This is a genomic window from Marivita sp. NO-S04 (assembly GCF_059070475.1).
The window spans coordinates 1,152,368-1,169,400 of record NZ_CM180980.1 but is presented as its reverse complement, the minus strand read 5'-3'; the positions used below and the strand labels follow the sequence as shown (position 1 = coordinate 1,169,400).

The window sequence follows — 17,033 nt, the reverse complement described above, 5'->3', positions numbered from 1 at the left end:
GAATGCCTTTGACTCTGGCCCAACTCGAGCGCCACCTATTCAGCGCTGCCGACATTCTTCGTGGCAAAATGGATGCCTCAGAATTTAAAGAATACATCTTTGGGATGCTGTTCCTGAAACGGTGTTCCGATGTCTTCGAGCAGGCCCGTCTGGCAGTTATTGAGAAACGTGTAGAGTCCGGCGCCTCGCCACAGCAAGCTGCCGAGGAGGCTGAGAACAAGATCTGGTACGGTCGCAGCGGTACTTTCTGGGTTCCACCTCAGTCCCGGTTCACGTTTCTCGTTGATGAAGCCCATGAGAATATTGGGGACAAGCTCAACAAAGCGCTCGGGGGCTTGGAATCGGAAAATATCGCCCTTGAAGGTGTCCTGGACCACATCGATTTCACGCGGAAGGTCGGTCAGAGCAAGATCAGCGACCAGAAGTTGCGCCAACTAATCAATCATTTTGGTGAAATCCGCCTTCGAAATGCGGATTTCGAATTTCCAGACCTTCTAGGTGCCGCTTATGAATACCTGATCGGGGAATTCGCGGATTCGGCAGGCAAGAAGGGCGGGGAATTCTACACACCCCGTTCTGTCGTCCGAATGATGGTCCGTCTGCTGAAACCGACACTCGAACACGACATCTATGACCCGTGCTGTGGTTCTGGCGGCATGCTGATCGCAGCCAAAGAATACATCGATGAGCATGGTAAGGATGGACGCAAGGCCAACCTGTTCGGGCAGGAGAACTCAGGCACCGTCTGGTCCATCGCCAAGATGAACATGCTGCTCCACGGCATAAGTAGTGCCGATCTTCGTAACGACGACACACTGGGGGAGCCTCAGCACGTCGAAAACGGTGAGCTTCGTCGCTTCGACCGGATCCTCACCAATCCGCCTTTTTCGATCAACTGGGGTTCGAAGGACAAGGACCGGTCTGGCGAATACGCATGGCAGCCGAAGTTCCGCGAGCGCTTCTTCCATGAGGTACCGCTCGGCTCGAAAAAGGCCGACCTCATGTTCCTTCAGCACATGCTGCATGTCACCCGTGACGGCGGCATGATCGCGACCGTCATGCCTCATGGCGTCCTCTTCCGCGGCGGGGACGAAGGCAAAATTCGCCAGAAGATTATCGAAAGCGACCAGATCGAGGCGGTGATCGGCCTCGGGCCGCAGCTCTTCTACGGTACCGGCATTCCAGCTTGCATTATCGTCCTGCGCCAGCGCGTCCATCACGGCGCGAACCTTGTTTCTGGCAAGCCGAAGGAGCGCCAGGGGAAGGTGCTCTTCATCAACGCCGACCGCGAGTATTTCGAAGGCCGGGCGCAGAACCACCTGCTGCCTGAGCATATCGAGAAGATCGTCACCACCTTCGAGGAATACCGCGAGATCCTCGGCTTCTCGGCCATTGTCGATATCGACACGCTAAGGGAGAACGACTGGAACCTGAACATCCGTCGCTATGCCGACAACGCTCCGCCGCCCGAGCCGCATGACGTGCGCGCGCACCTTGTCGGCGGTATCCCCAAGGCCGAGGTCGCGACGAAATCCGAGCTATTCCAGTCCCACGGATTGGACCCGATGGACCTGCTTACCCCGCGCGATGGCGGCTATCTGGATTTCATCGCCCAGGTGACCACCAAAGCCGACATCAAGCCTGCCATTGAGACCAACGCGCGCCTCGTGGCGCGCGAGGCCGAGATCTGGGACAATTTCAACGCCTGGTGGGAATCTCACACCGACAACATCACCGCGCTTGCCGGGCATGAGGACCCAGCCGCCCTCATTGCCTTGCGCGATGAACTGCTCTCCAGCTTCTCCGATACGCTCGAAAGCCTGGCCGTGCTGGATCCGTTCACCGTGCGCGGGATCATTGCTCAGTTCTGGAACCAGTCGCGCTTCGATTTTCTCACCCTCATGGCGCGCGACACGAGGGGCGTGGTCGATGCCTGGCGCACCTCCATCGTCACGGCGCTCGAGGACAAGGGGAACAAGGAAAACCCACTGGATCACAAGCTCGTCGCCTTCCTGATGGGCGATTTCGTGCGCGAGATTGCCGAGCTGGAGGCGCGCAAGGCCGAGCTTGATGCCCAGATCAAGGCCGCGACCGCCACATCCGAGGACGGCGAGGAAGAAGAGGATGACGCCGAGCCGGTGGACGAGGCGCAGATCAAGCGCTGGAAGAAGGAACTGACCGAGGTCAAGAAAACCCTGAAAGCCAAGCAGGCGCAGTTCACCGACGAGATCAACAGGGGCGTCGACGGACTGTCGCCCGACGAGGCCGCCGATCTGCTGCTGAAGATCCTGCATGACGATATGGAAAAGATCCTGACCCGCTACATCGCGGCGCAGCGCGGGCAGATCGTGGCGGCATTTGAAAATTGGTGGGACAAGTATCGCGTGACCCTGACCGAGATCGAGGGCGCGAGGGCCGAGGTGACCGAAAACCTGGCCGGGTTCCTGAAGGGGTTGGGTTATGTCTGAGAACGGTTTCCCCAACGGACCGATTGGCACTCTGATAGCCAGCCAGACAGGCGGGGGCACGCCATCGCGACAAAACCCTATGTATTGGACGGGTCCGATCCCTTGGGCTTCGGTCAAGGACTTCGCGGAAGGTCAGATTGAACTGCTTTCGACCGAAGAGCAGATTTCGGTTCAAGGTCTGCAAGCCAGTGCTACGCACCTGATACCCGCGAACACCCCGATCGTTTGCACACGTATGGCAGTTGGCCGAGTAGCTGTCGCCCCTATGGAAGTCGCGATCAACCAAGACCTCAAGGCAATCTTCCCTGCACGAAGCGTTGAGACTCGATACCTGTTGCGCCTTGCCGATTACGCCAAGCCAAAGGCAGAGGCGGTTTCTGTCGGTTCAACGGTTAAGGGCATCAAAGTTGCGGACTATCTGAATATCGAAGTCCCGTTGGCTCCCCCAGATCATCAATCCAAAATCGCCGAGATCCTCGATACGCTGGACGCGGCGATACGGGGGACCGAGGCGGTGGTGGCGAAGTTGCGGGCGATGAAGCAGGGGCTGCTGCATGACCTGCTCACCCGCGGCATCGACGCGAACGGAGACCTCCGCCCCCCACACCCCGAGGCCCCCCACCTCTACAAACAAACCCCGCTCGGCTGGCTGCCGAAGGAGTGGGATATCGTGACGATCAAGGATCTCGCTCGGTCATCCGCGATTGGACCCTTTGGAAGTGACCTTGTTGCCTCGGACTATCGCGCAGAAGGGATTCCTGTCGTCTTCGTTCGAGACATCAAGCCAGATGCATTTTTCTGGAAAAGCAACGTATTTCTTGATGAGCGAAAAGCGCAGTCTCTTGCTGCACACAAGGTTACATCGGGTGATGTTGTCGCCACGAAAATGGGGTTTCCTCCTTGTATTGCTGCGGTCTATGCTGATGGTTTGCCCGATGGCATCATCACGGCCGACGTTGTGTGTATTCGTCCAAACCTCAACGTGGTGCGGCCAGAATGGCTTTCTATTTCGATGAATTCACCCCGCGTTCAGCGGCAGGTGGATCAAATCACGGCAGGCGTAACCCGGCCGAAAGTTACATTGAGAGATGTTCGCGAATTGAAGATCGCGCTTCCTCTTCTTGACGAGCAGTTTTCTATTCTGGAGCGTACCAAAGCCGTCGACGCTGAAATTGGAAAGAACATCGCCATGCTCGAAAAGCTCCGCCTCCAAAAATCCGGCCTGATGGACGACCTGCTCACCGGTCGAGTTCCCGTCACGCCGCTGTTGTAGCCGAAGGGGCCGGTCATGGGTCACGAATATACCGATGTCGAAAAGCCCTTCATCGACCAATGCGTCGCCATGGGCTGGCAGGCGCAGACGGGCAACATGGATGACCCCGCCCAGACAGGGCGCGACAGCTTCAAACAGGTCATCAGTGAGGCGACGCTGCGCGAGCGTCTGCGCGCCATCAACCCCGGGCCCGATGGCGAGCCCTGGCTCGACGATGCGCGCCTGTCCGAGGCCGTCAGTGCCCTGACCCGTCACGGCCAGCGCGGGCTGATGGAGGCGAACCAGGCGGTCACCGAACTGCTGCTCAAGGGCCTGACGGTCGAGGGCCTGCCCAGTTGGGACGGCGGGCGCGGCCAGACCATCCGCTACATCGCCTGGGACGAAGTGGGTGCCAACAGCTTCACCGTCGCGAACCAGTTCCGCATCGACTGCCCGCCCGGTCATGACGTGGGCAAGGGCTTCATCATCCCCGACATCGTGATGCTGGTGAACGGCATCCCCATGGTGGTGGTCGAGGCGAAAAGCCCCGGCATCCCCGAGCCGCTGGCCGAGGCGGTCAAGCAGCTCCGCCGCTATCACAACGCCCGCAAGGCAGCACTTGAGGTCGAAGAGAACGAGGGCACACCCGCGCTCTTTGCCTCGGTCCAGTTGCTGATCGCCACAAGCTTCGATCAGGCCCGCGTCGGCTGCATAGGTGCGGGGCTGGAGCATTATGGTCAGTGGAAGACGGTGGCCGGGCCCGATGGAACCGGCTCCGAGGATGATGTTGCGAAGGCTCTGGGCAAGAAGGGGCTGTCCGAACAGGAGCGCCTTGTCGCCGGAATGCTGCGCCCTGCGCATCTGCTGGACATCCTGCGACACTTCCTGCTGTTCATGAATGTGGGCGGCCAGTCCATCAAGATTGTCTGCCGATATCAGCAATACCGTGCGGTGAACCGCGCCCTGGAACGCCTGCGGACTGGAAAGACGCGAGTTCAGGATGGCGAGTACGACCGGCGGGGCGGCATCGTCTGGCACACGCAGGGCTCGGGCAAGAGCCTCACCATGGTGTTCATGATCCGCAAGATGCGGACGGATATGGGCTTGCGTAAGTTCAAAGTCATCATGGTGACCGACCGGCGCGACCTGCAGCGGCAGCTTTCCGAGACAGCAACCATGTCGGGCGACGTTGTGGAATTGGCGACGAGCAACGGATCGCTAAAAAAGCTGGCCAGGCGCAAGGGGCCAGGCCTGGTCTTCGCTACGATCCAGAAATACCGCACCGACGAGGATGTGGCAGAGGTCACGAAGGGGCCGGCCTTCGAGGTGCTGAACGAGGACGAGACGATCGTCGTGGTGGTAGACGAGGCGCACCGAACTCAGGCTGGCGATCTGCATGCGAACCTGCTGGCCGCACTGCCGAACTGCGCACGTATAGGCTTTACCGGCACGCCGATCATCATGGGCGAGAGGAAGCGGACAACGCAGATCTTCGGCGAGTTCATCGACAAGTACACGATCAAGGAATCCGAGGCGGATGGCGCCACGGTGCCGGTACTCTATGAAGGCCGCACGGCCGAGGGCGCGGTGAAGGATGGCACAACCTTGGACGGGCTGTTCGAGGACATGTTCCGCGGGCGCACCGACGAGGAGCTGGAGGCGATCCGCAAGAAATACGCGACCAAGGGCAACATTCTGGAAGCGCCTGCGCTGATCGCAGAAAAAGCCCGCGACATGCTGAGGCACTACGTAACCAACCTCCTGCCCAACGGCTACAAAGCCCAAGTGGTTTGCTACAGCCGCACCGCGGTGGTCCGGTACCATGCAGCCTTTCTCGCGGCACGCGACGAGCTTATGGCCCAGGCCGCCGGACTCTCGGATCATGACAAGGCGATGGATGACGAGTTGCTCTGCACGAAGCCCGCAAGATTGCAGGCATTGGTGCAAGCTTGGCGCTATCGCGAAACTCTGGAAAAGATCGAATTTGCCGCAGTCATGTCCAGCAGCAACAACGACGATGCTAGCTGGAAGCAATGGACCGAAGGCTCCGCACAGGAAATGCGGATCAAGCGGTTCAAGAAACCACTATTTCATAAAGACCCTACCAAGGCCGATCCGCTGGCCTTCTTGATTGTCAAATCGATGCTCCTGACTGGCTTCGACGCCCCGATTGAGGGCGTTATGTATCTGGATCGATCCATCCGCGAAGCCGAGCTTCTGCAGGCGATTGCACGTGTGAACCGTACCGGATTCGGCAAGACCTGCGGGATCGTGGTCGACTACTTCGGTGTGGCGCATCACCTGAAAGCCGCCCTTGCTGCCTATTCGGATGAAGACATTGATGGGGCGCTGGCCAGCCTGAATGATCAAATCCCCGTCCTGCGGGACCGGCACATTCGTGTAGTCGACATCTTCCGACGCGCAGGCATGGATGATTTATCCAATGACGAGGATTGTCTGAACGTATTGGCTACAGAGAAAGCACGCGCCGAGTTCACGGTAAAGCTCAAGGATTTTCTGAAATCCTTGGAAATTGTTCTTCCCCGTCCAGAAGGCCTTCCCTTCGTCAAGGATGCAAAACGCCTTGCGTACATCCATGCTCGGGCCCGCAACCGGTATCGTGATGTCATGGTAATTGGGTCCGACGTTGGTGCCAAGGTGCGCAAGCTGATCGATGATCATGTGATTTCGCTCGGCATTGACCCCAAGATCCCGCCAGTTCAATTGACCGATGCGGAATTCGAGAAACAGGTTGGTCAAGCCTCTGGTAGTCGAGCAAAGGCATCGGAAATGGAGCATGCGATCCGCTCTCATATCCGCAAGAGCCTGGAGACCGATCCGGTGCGGTTCAAGAAGATGTCCGAGCGCCTGAACCAGATTCTCGACGGCTTCGGACAACAATGGGACCAGATCATTGAGCAACTGAAGACAATCATAGATGAACTTCGCTCACAGGAGCAGCCTACTGATGAAATTCCCTCAGACATACCAGAGGTCTATGTTCCCTTCCTCCGGACAGTCCTCGAAGCCTGTTCTGCCAACGATGAAACTCCTGTTGAGCAGCTGCACGCGATCCATCAGATGACCATGGAGATAGTGGATCGCATCATTGAGGAGATCTGCGCGAACCGGTCGATTTGGAGCAGCTTCAAGATGGCAGACCAGGAAAACCTACGGTCCGAGATTTTTGAGGTCATCTTCGACAAGCAACTGAAAGGCTTTAGCGTATCCGACGCCGAGGCTTTGGCCGATCAGCTCATGCAACAGGCAAAGGCCAACGACGAAAAATTGAGGGCTGCCTAATGCCAACGTTGCCGCTGTCTCCGATCCGAACTGGTGGGAAACCCGCCCGCAACAGCGATCACAGGCTTGAGGTCGATGGCCTGTGGTTCGAAGTCCGCCGGAGCGATCGACGGAAGACGATGCAGATTACAGTCGAACGATCTGGCGAGTTGTTCATAGTCGCGCCTTCGAAGGTAGTCGACCAACAGCTGATCGAATTCGTGGAAGAGAAACTTCTCTGGGTGCACACAAAGCTCGAAGAAAAGGCTAGGCTACAGCAACGCGCCCCGGTCAAGGAGTTCGTCGATGGCGAGGGCTTCCTGTATCTCGGGAAGAGCTACCGACTGCGACTGACCGATAGACAGTTGGTAGACCTGCACCTTAAGAACGGCCGCTTTTGCCTGCGCAGGAGTTCCGTACATCGTGGGAGAGAGGTGTTCGTATCCTGGTACGCGCGGCGGGCGCAGCAATGGTTCGAGAGGCAGGTGGCTGAGCAGGCAAACCTCATGAGCGTTGAGGTCAAAGAGGTAAAAGTACAGGATCTTGGCTTCCGCTGGGCGTCTTTCGGGGCCGACGGACGCGTGTTCTTCCATTGGAAGGCCATTCTCCTCCCGCCCCGCATCGCCCAGTACATTGTCGTGCACGAGCTGGCGCACGCACATCACCGCAATCACTCTGCCAATTTTTGGATCAAGGTTGACCAGCATCTTCCGGATTGGAGGAGCCGCAAATCATGGCTAGCCGAAAACGGTATCCAGGTCGAAGGCTTGTAAGCAGAGGTTTTTGGTGAAGGGAGTACTGCAGAACGCCATGGAACACGTGCTGGCACGCTGGCACCAGCTGGACACCCGCAAGAACCGTATGATTTTGGCGGGCTACGACGTGTCGGCCGGGCGGGCGATCAGTTTTTGGCCGGATCGGTATGATCCGGGGCCGATTTGAGCCTTTTCGGACGGACTCACCCCATGGCGAAACGGCGCTCGTGGAAGACCAGGCGGTCGAAGTTGTAGGCGAGGTTGGCCAGCGTCAGTTTCGCCTCGGCCCGGGCCAGCCCGATGGTTCTGATGAACAGACCGAAGCGGGTCTTCTGATGGGCGAAGACATGCTCGACCCGGGCGCGCACGGAGGATTTCCTGAAGTTGGCGGCACGGGTGCGTTCCGGCATCGGCTTGCCGTGCGGCTTGCGGCGGTGGATGCTGCTGATGAAGTCGTTCTTCGCCAGCCATGTCTCGTTGCTTTGGGAGCGATAGGCGCTGTCTGCCCAGACTTCCCGCGACGTATTCTCGTCGGACAAGAGCTGTCTCAGCATCCGCCCGTCCGGGGATGCCGCTGATGTCACGGCGCTCTCGCGGATAAACCCGAACCGCCTGTCGATGCTGATGTGGGATTTGTAGCCAAAGACAGGCAGCGCGATCTGCGGCAAGGGCGAACCGTCCGGGCGATACCGGATCTTGCCGCCGATTTTCAGGGTCCAGCGCGCATTCGTATCCTTCTGGGCGGCCTTGTTCGGCGCATCGGGCCAGATCTCGGCGGCGGTCTTGCCGGCCTTGATCGCCTCCTTCTCGGGATCGGTGTTGCGCTGCTTGGGGGCCGGAACCAGGCTGGCATCCACGATCTGGCCCGACATGGGAATGTAGCCCTTCTTGTGAAGCTGCCAGTCGAACGCCTTCATCACTCGCTTCAGCGTCCCGGTCTCGGTCAAGCGGTTGCGAAAGTGCCGGATCGTGTTCTCGTCAGGGGTCGGCGCGCCCAGATCGAACCCCAGAAACCGCATCCAGGACAGCCGGTCCCGGATCATGAATTCCATTCTGGCGTCGCTCAGATTGTGCTGGGCCTGCAGGATCAGCGCCTTGAACATCGATACCGGATCTAACGGCGGGCGCCCCCCTTTCGAGCCATCGCCATACCCGAGACCCTCGACCAGCCAGCCCCGGAAATACTCGAAATCCACCGTCGCATCGAGAACCTCAAGCGGATCCCCGTGCTTGCTGAGCGCCTCGAGATGATCGGACAAACCGAAAAGATTGCTGGGTTTCATGACCGCACCTCCATGCCGTCAGTGAATCACAAAACGTCGAAATCAGGTAGGTATTTGCGGGTGTCCAGCTCATTAGATTACCAAAGCAAATCTCTAGCGGTATTGCGACAGTTCGATTTCTGTTCCATTTCCCCGAGCGCCACCGGCGTCGAAGTGTTCAACCGTGGCGCTGAGGAAGTATATAAATTTCAGCATGTTACAAAAAAATCACCAAAACGGCGCAGTCAACAGGTCCGGAGAATATCGGCCAGTAGAGAACGCTTTGGGCCCTCTTCGCACCGGGGCCGGTGAACAGCCCCTCCCGCATAACCCTCGAATATAACGGACAAATCCGGCCTCGGCCGGATCAGGAGAATAGTTTCTCAAGGGCAAGTGGCGGACAGGAAGGGATTCGAACCCTCGAGACGGTCACCCGCCTACGCACTTTCCAGGCGCGCGCCTTCGACCACTCGGCCACCTGTCCGAGGCGATGTTTAGAAGAAAGCATTGGGGGGATGCAAGGGCGATTGTTGAGATAGATGGGAAGTTTTGCTCAAACCTTGCGCAGGCGCATCCACAGGCCAAGAAACACCAGCGCGATCACGACCTCCAGTGCCGCGGCTCCTAGAATTGCCGGGCGGGCGACGTTGCTTTGCCATGCCTGCACGCCCGTTGCAGCGACGCCGAGGAACGCAAGCGCGCAGATCAGACAGAGCGCTGCGAGAAACGGACCCGGTTCAAGCCTGCGCGCAACGAGCAGAAGAGCGCCCAATGCCATCACTGCAGGTGCAAATCGGCGCGCGGGGAAATCCATTCCCGGCACATAGGCCACGGCGTAGAGCTTAAAGTACGTGTCCGGCGCCAACAGCAGCACCAATCCGACACAGACGACGAAACCGCCAACCACCAGAAACGCCACCCGGTGCATCACGCCTCGAGCGCGATGTTCACACGGCGGTTCTGTTTGCCTTTGTTTTCGATCTTGCCGAAGACAACCCGCCCGATCTCGCCGGTGCGAGCCACATGGGTGCCACCGCAGGGTTGCAGGTCGACCTGGTCGCTGCCCTCTCCGATCCGCACCAGACGCACCTGGCCGCTGCCACGCGGGGGCTGCACGGACATGGTTTTGACCAATGACGGATTGGCATCCAGCTCGGCATCGGTGATCCAGCTGTCGCTCACGATCAGGTCACGGTCGATCAACCGGTTCAGCGCATCTTCAATCGCGTCTCTGTCTTCGGGCGACTCGGGCATCATAAAGTCTAGCCGCCCACGGCCGGGCCCGATCGCCCCACCGGTGACCGGCAAAGGGATAACCACCGACAACAGATGCAACGCAGTATGGACGCGCATGTGTTTGTACCGGCGGTCCCAATCCAGTCTTTGCACAACATGCGCACCAACCGGAGGCAACCTGGCGGGTTCTGCAGGCACCAGCACGCTTTCGCCCGCAGGCCCCTTGACCGTTGTCGCGACGGCCAGTGACACGCCGTCCCAGTCGATCCACCCGCTGTCGCCTGGTTGGCCACCACCGGTTGGGTAGAACAGCCCCGTCTCAAGGATGATCCCGCCCTCGTCGGTATAGCCGGTGACGCGGGCCGCAGCTTCTCGGGCATAGGCATCGTTACGATAAAGCGGAGAGACAGTCTCTGTCACGATGTGTGCTCCTCTGGGTCATTGGACGGCGCGGTCGCAGGCCGCGCGCCCTGCAGGCTTTCGGGGTTACGCAGCCAGATATCCCGCTGGGCAAAGGGTATTTCGATCCCCTCTTTTTTGAAGGTCTCTGCGATCTGATGGTTCACCTCAGTCCGCACCACAAGGATCTTTGTCACATCCCGCAGGATCATGCGCACGTCGAAATCCAGCGCATCGGCGCCAAATCCTTTGAAATGCACAAAGGGTTCGGGGTTCATCAGGACCATCTCGTGGTTGCGGGCGATCTTGTAGAGAATGTCCTCGACCTTGCGCGTGTCGCTGCCATAGGCGACGCCCACATCCACCACCAGACGGCCCAGCGTGTTGCCGCGGGTGTAATTTGTCACCGAGTTCGACACGAGGTCGGCATTCGGGACAATCACCTCGGTCCGGTCGAAGGTTTCGATCCGGGTCGAGCGCACGGAAATATCGCGCACTGTGCCGTGCTGGCCGTTTACCTCGATCCAGTCGCCCTCGGAAATCGGGCGTTCGATCAACAGGATGATCCCCGACACGAAGTTCTGAACGATGTTCTGCAGGCCGAAACCGATCCCGACGGACAAGGCACCAGCGACAAAGGCCAGCGCCGTGAGGTCGATGCCTGCCGCAGTGATGGCGACAATGACCGACAGGAAAATCCCAAGGTATCCAGTGCCCGAGACGATCGCAGTCTGACCACCCTTGTCGAGCCGCGTTTTCGGCAGCACCGACCCGCGCAAGCCGCCTTGCAACAGGCGGGTCAGGATATAGCCAATGACAAAGACAAAAGCGAAGGTCAGGAAATCCGTGGGCGAAATCCGGGTTTCTCCGAACGAGAATCCAGCCTGAAACCGCGACCAGAGCTCTGTCAGATCGGCCACCCGCGCGCCCCAGATCAAGGCGAGAACCGGCAGTGCGACAAGCGTCAGGACACTGCCAGAGATTACAGGCAACAGGCTTTGGCTTTCATCCAGCGGGGATCCGGTGAACAGGTGATACAGGTCCCGGATCAGGCGCTGTAGCATCAGCAGAAGCGCAAACAGCCCCAGCGTCAGGATGGTCGGAAAGATCAACGCCTCTGCAATGTTGAAATATCCGATGGCCGACAAGAGCGGCCCAACGACGCCCACCAGCATCGCGCCCTGCCCCGTCAGCCGGGCCAACCGGGACGGAAAAGACAGTTGCGCGCTCTCGTCTGTAACGCCCACCGTGTCAGGGTCGGGCTGCGGGCCGGTGCGGCGCAGGATTTGCCCAAGACGGAACAGGACCAACCCACACAGCAGGTGGATTACGAAGCCAAGAACCGCCTGCGTTTCATTGGCAAGTTCGCCGATCTCGATCAGGTGGGCGAAAAACGTGTTCAACGCGAGAAGCCAGGACAGCGAGTTCACATAGTAGCGGGCTTCGGTGCGGCGCTGCTGCGAGAGGGAAATCGTGTTGATCTCGTCGTCGCTCGAAAAGGTCTCGGCAGCCAGCCATCGCGCGACCAGTACGACGAACAGCATCAGCGGGAAGACAAAGATGATTTGGGTGCCGCGCGGTCCCAACAAACCGCTCATATTGAACGCCAGAACGAAGAGCAAAAGGCCGGCGGTCGGCAACAGAAGTCGCAAAAGCGACAGCACAGTGCTACAGACTCCGGTGCCCCGGCGGGTCTTGGCCCGCAGCCACGAGCCCAGACGGTCAATCAGCTTTGGCGCGCGGAAGACCAGAAGGAGCGACATGCCAAGCAGCAGCAGAATGACCGGCAACTGGTCCAAGAGTGCTTTGCGGCGCACCTCGTTTGTCCAGTTGGCCTTCACCTCGCTGACGATTTCGTTGAACGGCACAAACAGGCTGGTGACCGCCGGAGCCCAAAGCCGAGGGTCCAAAGGTCCGGAATCACGCTGCAGCAATCGTTCCGTCTCGCGCGACCGGATGATTTCATCGATGGCGTTAATCACACCATCTGCGCGGTTATACGCCTCCTCTGCGCGCAACAGCGGCGCTTGAAGCTGGGTGATCTGGCGCTGCAACTCTTGCCTGCGCTGCGAAATCTCTTCGGGTTCCGAGCCATCCTCGGGCGCCGGCCCCAACGCTTCGAGCTGCGATTGCAGCGTCGACAGTCGGGGGTCGCCAGCATTCTGCAATCCCAGCAACTGGTCGCGATACGACGACACGTCCGATCTGAGCGCCCCAAGCGCCTCGGTCGACGCGTCCCGCGACTCGATTGCCGTTTCGGCGCGTGACGCCACCTGTTCCCACGCCGTGTAATCCATTGGGGTGGATTGCGCCCAGACTGTCTGAACCGCGAGCAGGAAAAGAAACGTCGCCGTTCTTAGCGCTGCGAAGAGGTGGGTCATTGGTACTCGAAGACCTTAGGAATGTCCAAAGGCGCTGCATCAAGCCATTCTGGCACCGGCAGACCCTTTTCCTTGAGGAAAGCCGGGTTGAACAGCTTTGATTGATAGCGGGTGCCATAGTCGCACAGGATCGTCACGATGGTGTGGCCCGGCCCGAGATTCTTGGCCAGACGCATCGCTCCCGCGATGTTGATGCCCGACGACCCGCCAAGGCAAAGACCTTCTTCGGCCAACAGATCAAACACAATGGGCAGCGCGTCATGATCAGGGATCTGATAGGCAAAATCGGGTGTGAACCCTTCAAGATTTGCCGTCACGCGCCCCTGCCCGATCCCTTCGGTGATTGAGCCACCTTCGGATTTGAACTCGCCGGTGGTGTAGTAGGAGTAAAGCGCAGCCCCCATCGGATCGGCCAGACCGATCTTGACGCCCTTGGGCTGCAACACCTCGGCCACACCGGCCAAAGTTCCACCCGAACCGACGGCACAAATGAACCCATCGACCTTGCCATCTGTCTGTTCCCAGATTTCGGGACCGGTGGTTTCGATATGCGCCTGACGGTTTGCAACATTGTCGAACTGGTTGGCCCAGATCACACCCTCGTTGCTGCGCCTCGCCATTTCTTCGGCCAGACGACCGGAATAGCGCACGTAATTGTTCGGGTTCTTGTAGGGCGCCGCAGGCACCTCGACCAATTCTGCACCCGCAAGGCGCAGCATGTCTTTCTTTTCCTGACTTTGCGTTTCGGGGATCACGATCACGGTCTTAAACCCCATCGACGCCCCAACCAGCGCCAGGCCGATCCCGGTATTGCCCGCAGTGCCCTCGACAATCGTACCGCCCGGTTTCAACGTGCCTTTGGCGATCGCATCCTTAATGATGAACAGCGCCGCGCGGTCCTTGACCGATTGGCCCGGATTCAAAAACTCTGCCTTGCCCAGAATGGTGCACCCGGTCGCTTCGCTGGCCTTGCGCAGCTTGATCAAAGGAGTGTTGCCGACTGCTTCGGCCAGTTCGCCTGCAAAACGCATGGTGCCCCCGTCAGATGTGTTTCCTCAGGGTGTAGGCCCGCCAGAGAAGGAACTCAAGCCGACGCGCGCAATCTGCCGCGTTCTGCCCCCAGCCAGTACAGCATCATAATCAACGGCCCCGCGTTGATCTCTCCGCTCTGGACAAGGCCCATAGCCGTCTCGAACGGCAGCACGTGACTGCGGATGTCCTCATGCTCGGACGCGAGGCCATTGCTTGATGCGGTGAATTCAGAAAGGTCAACAACACCAAGAAAACAATGGAAAAATTCTGTCGAATATCCGGGAGACGCATAGACCTGCACCATAGGCTCCAGATCACCCAGCTTCAGCCCGCTCTCTTCCATCGCCTCGCGCCGGGCGGTATCGGCGGGGTCTTCGCCCGCATCCACAAGCCCCGCGATGGGCTCAAACACCCAAGGCTGCGGATCATCGCGCCACAAGGGGCCAAAGCGCAATTGCTCAATCAGCAGAATGTGATCTGTCGCCGGATCGTAGGGCAACACCAGCGCCGCGTCGAACGCAAGAAACGCCTCGCGGGTCACACGCCGGCTTCGCGTGTCATCAAATCTTTTGTGATCGAATTGGAATTCAGCCAGTTCGAAAAAGCCGCGATACCCCTCTTCGCGCTTATGGACCGTCACATCCCCGTCGGCTCTGCGATAGCGCCGCGTGGTCTGGCCTGCATCCCGACGCGCAATCATCCGCGACCAGTGCCGGGCCATCAGGAAAGGCCGCAGGTTCGACGCGGTATCGGCATCATAACGCGCGCGCCGCGCCATCACATCGCGTGCAGCCCCCACCGCCATCTCACCCCAGCCCCGCACCCAGTCGGCCAGAACCCAATCCGTTCCGCGCATCTGATCCTGAGACATCGGATAAAAGCAAAGCGCTGTGACAGGATCAAAGTCGGCGCGGATTGTCACTTCGCTTAGATGATAGGAAAATGCGCCTTCGTAATACCTTAACCGCTCTTCTTCATCTTCTGTCACAGCATGTAGAAGGACACCCACAGCAGAGGAGCCGAGGGCTTTCTCGATCATCGGATAGGGTTGATCCTTGACCCAGAAGACAGCGTGATCGGCAAGTGCACCCGGTCGCAACCGATCTGACAATGCCCCTGATGCGACACCCAGAACCGCTTCGAGCAACGGAATATGACACAAGGTGCCGTAGAAAAACAGCGTCGGCAAAGCGACCTATTTCCAGCTTCGTGCAGCGTATTCGGAAAAGTAGCCAGTCAGCAGCGCTCCGATCAGCAGGGTCGAGATCATCATCGGGTTCATCAGCAAGCCTGCATATTCGATACCGATTTCGAAAATCGCCGAAAACGCCTCGACCGGTCCGTCATACCGTCGCTTCATCGATAGGTTGAACATCTCGAGGCTGGCATGCACGAAGACGCACCAGAAGATCAGTGCCGCCACACCTGTCAGCCCGTTGGCAATGGCGTCCTTGGTCCCGCGTCCAGCGCGCGTTCCAACGACGATCCACCCGACAACAGCCCCAATGACCGCGTTGTAGATCGAGAAATTACCGAAATACGTGCTGGCCGGCAAAAGCGTCTTCAAGACTTCCGAGGCCAGATACCCCAAAGCTGCGAGGCAGAGAGCTGCGACGGCTTTGGCGGCTGTGGGCATACTAGCTTGGTCTCGTAATGGTGATCTGCGTCACATCACAGTTTCCGCTATGGAAGGTCGCCGCGCAAGAGGTGAGATAAAAATTCCACATTCTGCGGAAGCGATCGTCAAAACCCAGACCCGCCACCTGATCCCACTTTTCGTTAAAGGTCTCATGCCAGCGACGCAGCGTCTGGCTATAGCTTTCACCAAACTCGATAGATTGCGCGACCTTGAGCCCCGCCGCCTCAATCTCCTGCCGCAGCACGCCCGGACTGGGCAGCATGCCACCAGGGAAGATATATTTCTGAATGAAATCAACGCCTCGATTGTAAATCTCCCAGCGCGATTCCTCGACCGTGATGATCTGCAATGTCGCGTGTTTGCCGGGTTTCAGGCAGTTTTTCACTGAATTGAAATAGGTTGGCCAGTATTTTTGGCCCACGGCTTCGAACATCTCGATGGACGCGATGCCGTCATATTGGCCTTTTTCATCGCGGTAATCCTGCAACTTGAAAGTCACACGATCCGACAAACCAGCTTTGGCGATCCGGTCCACGGCATACTTGTACTGCTCTTCGCTGATGGTCAGACCGGTGACCTTGAGCCCCCGCTCCTTGGCTGCGTATTCTGCGAAACCGCCCCAGCCACAACCGATTTCCAGCACATGATCGCCAGGCTGAGCACCCATCTGGTCCACCATGCTCTTGTACTTGGCGATCTGCGCCTTTTCGGTACTTTCCTGACCGGTCTCAAACAAGGCCGAGGAGTACGTCATCGTGTCGTCCAGCCAAAGCGAATAGAAATCATTGCCCAGATCGTAGTGGTAACTGATGTTCTTCTTCGCCTGCCGTTTGGAGTTCGACTGCATCCAGAAGCGCAATTGTTCGTACCAGCGAACGAATGTCATACCGGGAAAGCTGTCGTAGACATCGTTGTTCTCGCCATGCACGAAATCCATGAAGGCCTGCAAATCAGGTGTGCTCCACCAGCCTTCGAGATACGCATCGCTGAACCCCAGATCGCCATCGCGGATCAAGCGGGCAAACAGGTCATTGTTGTGCACATGCACCTCTGCCACCGCGCCCGGCTCTGCGCCTTCAGCCCGAAAATGCCGCCCGTCGGGCAAGATGAAATCCACACGCCCCTTCCGAAGCCGGTCTGCCATCGCAAACACCTGTGCGAAATAGCGCGGCAAATTGGGTTGGTTTTCGGTCGATGTCAGGATCATGCAGGTCTTCCGCTGTCTGGGTCAGGTGACACTATTCATAGCCGCGCAAGGCAGGCAAGTGTTAACCCTAGGTAGTCCAGCCCTGCCAAAGACAAGATATACCGGACGTTAAGTAACGGA

General features: G+C 58.6%; 13 protein-coding genes and 1 tRNA gene. 5 read left to right on the top strand and 9 right to left on the bottom strand.

Annotated features, from left to right (window positions below; translation table 11 throughout):
• Positions 1-2 precede the first annotated feature (2 nt).
• The 5 genes from ACK3EW_RS06230 to ACK3EW_RS06210 are packed head-to-tail and all read left to right on the top strand — an operon-like array spanning position 3 to position 7,944.
• Positions 3-2,468, top strand: coding sequence for a type I restriction-modification system subunit M (locus tag ACK3EW_RS06230; protein ID WP_493808892.1), 2,466 nt, complete (start codon positions 3-5; stop codon positions 2,466-2,468).
• Complete coding sequence (locus ACK3EW_RS06225; protein WP_493808891.1) at positions 2,461-3,741, top strand: restriction endonuclease subunit S; 1,281 nt, start codon at positions 2,461-2,463, stop codon at positions 3,739-3,741. The genes ACK3EW_RS06230 and ACK3EW_RS06225 overlap by 8 nt, the downstream gene beginning before the upstream one ends.
• Before the next feature lie 15 nt (positions 3,742-3,756).
• Positions 3,757-7,023 (top strand): type I restriction endonuclease subunit R, encoded by a 3,267-nt coding sequence (locus tag ACK3EW_RS06220; protein ID WP_493808890.1) that lies wholly within the window; start codon positions 3,757-3,759, stop codon positions 7,021-7,023.
• Complete coding sequence (locus ACK3EW_RS06215) at positions 7,023-7,775, top strand: M48 family metallopeptidase (RefSeq protein WP_493808889.1); 753 nt, start codon at positions 7,023-7,025, stop codon at positions 7,773-7,775. Before ACK3EW_RS06220 ends, ACK3EW_RS06215 begins: the two co-directional genes overlap by 1 nt.
• A gap of 13 nt (positions 7,776-7,788) precedes the next feature.
• The gene (locus tag ACK3EW_RS06210; RefSeq protein WP_493808888.1) at positions 7,789-7,944 is read left to right on the top strand and encodes a hypothetical protein; all 156 of its coding nucleotides are present in this window, start codon (positions 7,789-7,791) and stop codon (positions 7,942-7,944) included.
• Between the two features lie 16 nt (positions 7,945-7,960).
• Here the strand turns inward: ACK3EW_RS06210 and ACK3EW_RS06205 are convergent, their stop codons facing one another.
• The 9 genes from ACK3EW_RS06205 to ACK3EW_RS06165 form a co-directional block, all read right to left on the bottom strand.
• Positions 7,961-9,040 (bottom strand): IS5 family transposase, encoded by a 1,080-nt coding sequence (locus ACK3EW_RS06205; protein ID WP_493808887.1) that lies wholly within the window; start codon positions 9,038-9,040, stop codon positions 7,961-7,963.
• A 373-nt stretch (positions 9,041-9,413) separates the two neighbouring features.
• Positions 9,414-9,503 (bottom strand) — tRNA-Ser (locus ACK3EW_RS06200).
• A 69-nt stretch (positions 9,504-9,572) separates the two neighbouring features.
• Positions 9,573-9,938 (bottom strand): hypothetical protein, encoded by a 366-nt coding sequence (locus ACK3EW_RS06195; RefSeq protein WP_493808886.1) that lies wholly within the window; start codon positions 9,936-9,938, stop codon positions 9,573-9,575.
• Positions 9,939-9,946: 8 nt separating this feature from the next.
• On the bottom strand, positions 9,947-10,675 hold the full coding sequence (locus ACK3EW_RS06190) for an alanyl-tRNA editing protein (RefSeq protein ID WP_493808885.1): 729 nt from the start codon (positions 10,673-10,675) through the stop codon (positions 9,947-9,949).
• Positions 10,672-13,035, bottom strand: coding sequence for a DUF3772 domain-containing protein (locus ACK3EW_RS06185; RefSeq protein WP_493808884.1), 2,364 nt, complete (start codon positions 13,033-13,035; stop codon positions 10,672-10,674). Before ACK3EW_RS06185 ends, ACK3EW_RS06190 begins: the two co-directional genes overlap by 4 nt.
• Positions 13,032-14,066, bottom strand: a complete 1,035-nt coding sequence (locus ACK3EW_RS06180; RefSeq protein WP_493808883.1) for a cysteine synthase A — start codon at positions 14,064-14,066, stop codon at positions 13,032-13,034. The genes ACK3EW_RS06185 and ACK3EW_RS06180 overlap by 4 nt, the downstream gene beginning before the upstream one ends.
• Positions 14,067-14,119: 53 nt before the next feature.
• Entirely contained in the window at positions 14,120-15,256 is a 1,137-nt protein-coding gene (locus tag ACK3EW_RS06175) for an NUDIX domain-containing protein (protein ID WP_493808882.1), read from the bottom strand.
• A 6-nt stretch (positions 15,257-15,262) separates the two neighbouring features.
• Positions 15,263-15,703 carry a TrgA family protein gene (locus ACK3EW_RS06170; protein ID WP_085632756.1) on the bottom strand — a complete coding sequence of 147 codons (441 nt, stop codon included), beginning with the start codon at positions 15,701-15,703 and terminating at the stop codon, positions 15,263-15,265.
• A 1-nt stretch (position 15,704) separates the two neighbouring features.
• Positions 15,705-16,913, bottom strand: a complete 1,209-nt coding sequence (locus ACK3EW_RS06165) for an SAM-dependent methyltransferase (protein WP_085632758.1) — start codon at positions 16,911-16,913, stop codon at positions 15,705-15,707.
• Positions 16,914-17,033: the final 120 nt, after the last annotated feature.

Coding starts and splice junctions, on each gene's coding strand:
- ACK3EW_RS06230 (WP_493808892.1), top strand. CDS start 3: ATGCCTTTGACTCTGGCCCAACTCGAGCGCCACCTATTCAGCGCTGCC.
- ACK3EW_RS06220 (WP_493808890.1), top strand. CDS start 3,757: ATGGGTCACGAATATACCGATGTCGAAAAGCCCTTCATCGACCAATGC.
- ACK3EW_RS06180 (WP_493808883.1), bottom strand. CDS start 14,066: ATGCGTTTTGCAGGCGAACTGGCCGAAGCAGTCGGCAACACTCCTTTG.
- ACK3EW_RS06170 (WP_085632756.1), bottom strand. CDS start 15,703: ATGCCCACAGCCGCCAAAGCCGTCGCAGCTCTCTGCCTCGCAGCTTTG.
- ACK3EW_RS06225 (WP_493808891.1), top strand. CDS start 2,461: ATGTCTGAGAACGGTTTCCCCAACGGACCGATTGGCACTCTGATAGCC.
- ACK3EW_RS06185 (WP_493808884.1), bottom strand. CDS start 13,035: ATGACCCACCTCTTCGCAGCGCTAAGAACGGCGACGTTTCTTTTCCTG.
- ACK3EW_RS06205 (WP_493808887.1), bottom strand. CDS start 9,040: ATGAAACCCAGCAATCTTTTCGGTTTGTCCGATCATCTCGAGGCGCTC.
- ACK3EW_RS06215 (WP_493808889.1), top strand. CDS start 7,023: ATGCCAACGTTGCCGCTGTCTCCGATCCGAACTGGTGGGAAACCCGCC.
- ACK3EW_RS06165 (WP_085632758.1), bottom strand. CDS start 16,913: ATGATCCTGACATCGACCGAAAACCAACCCAATTTGCCGCGCTATTTC.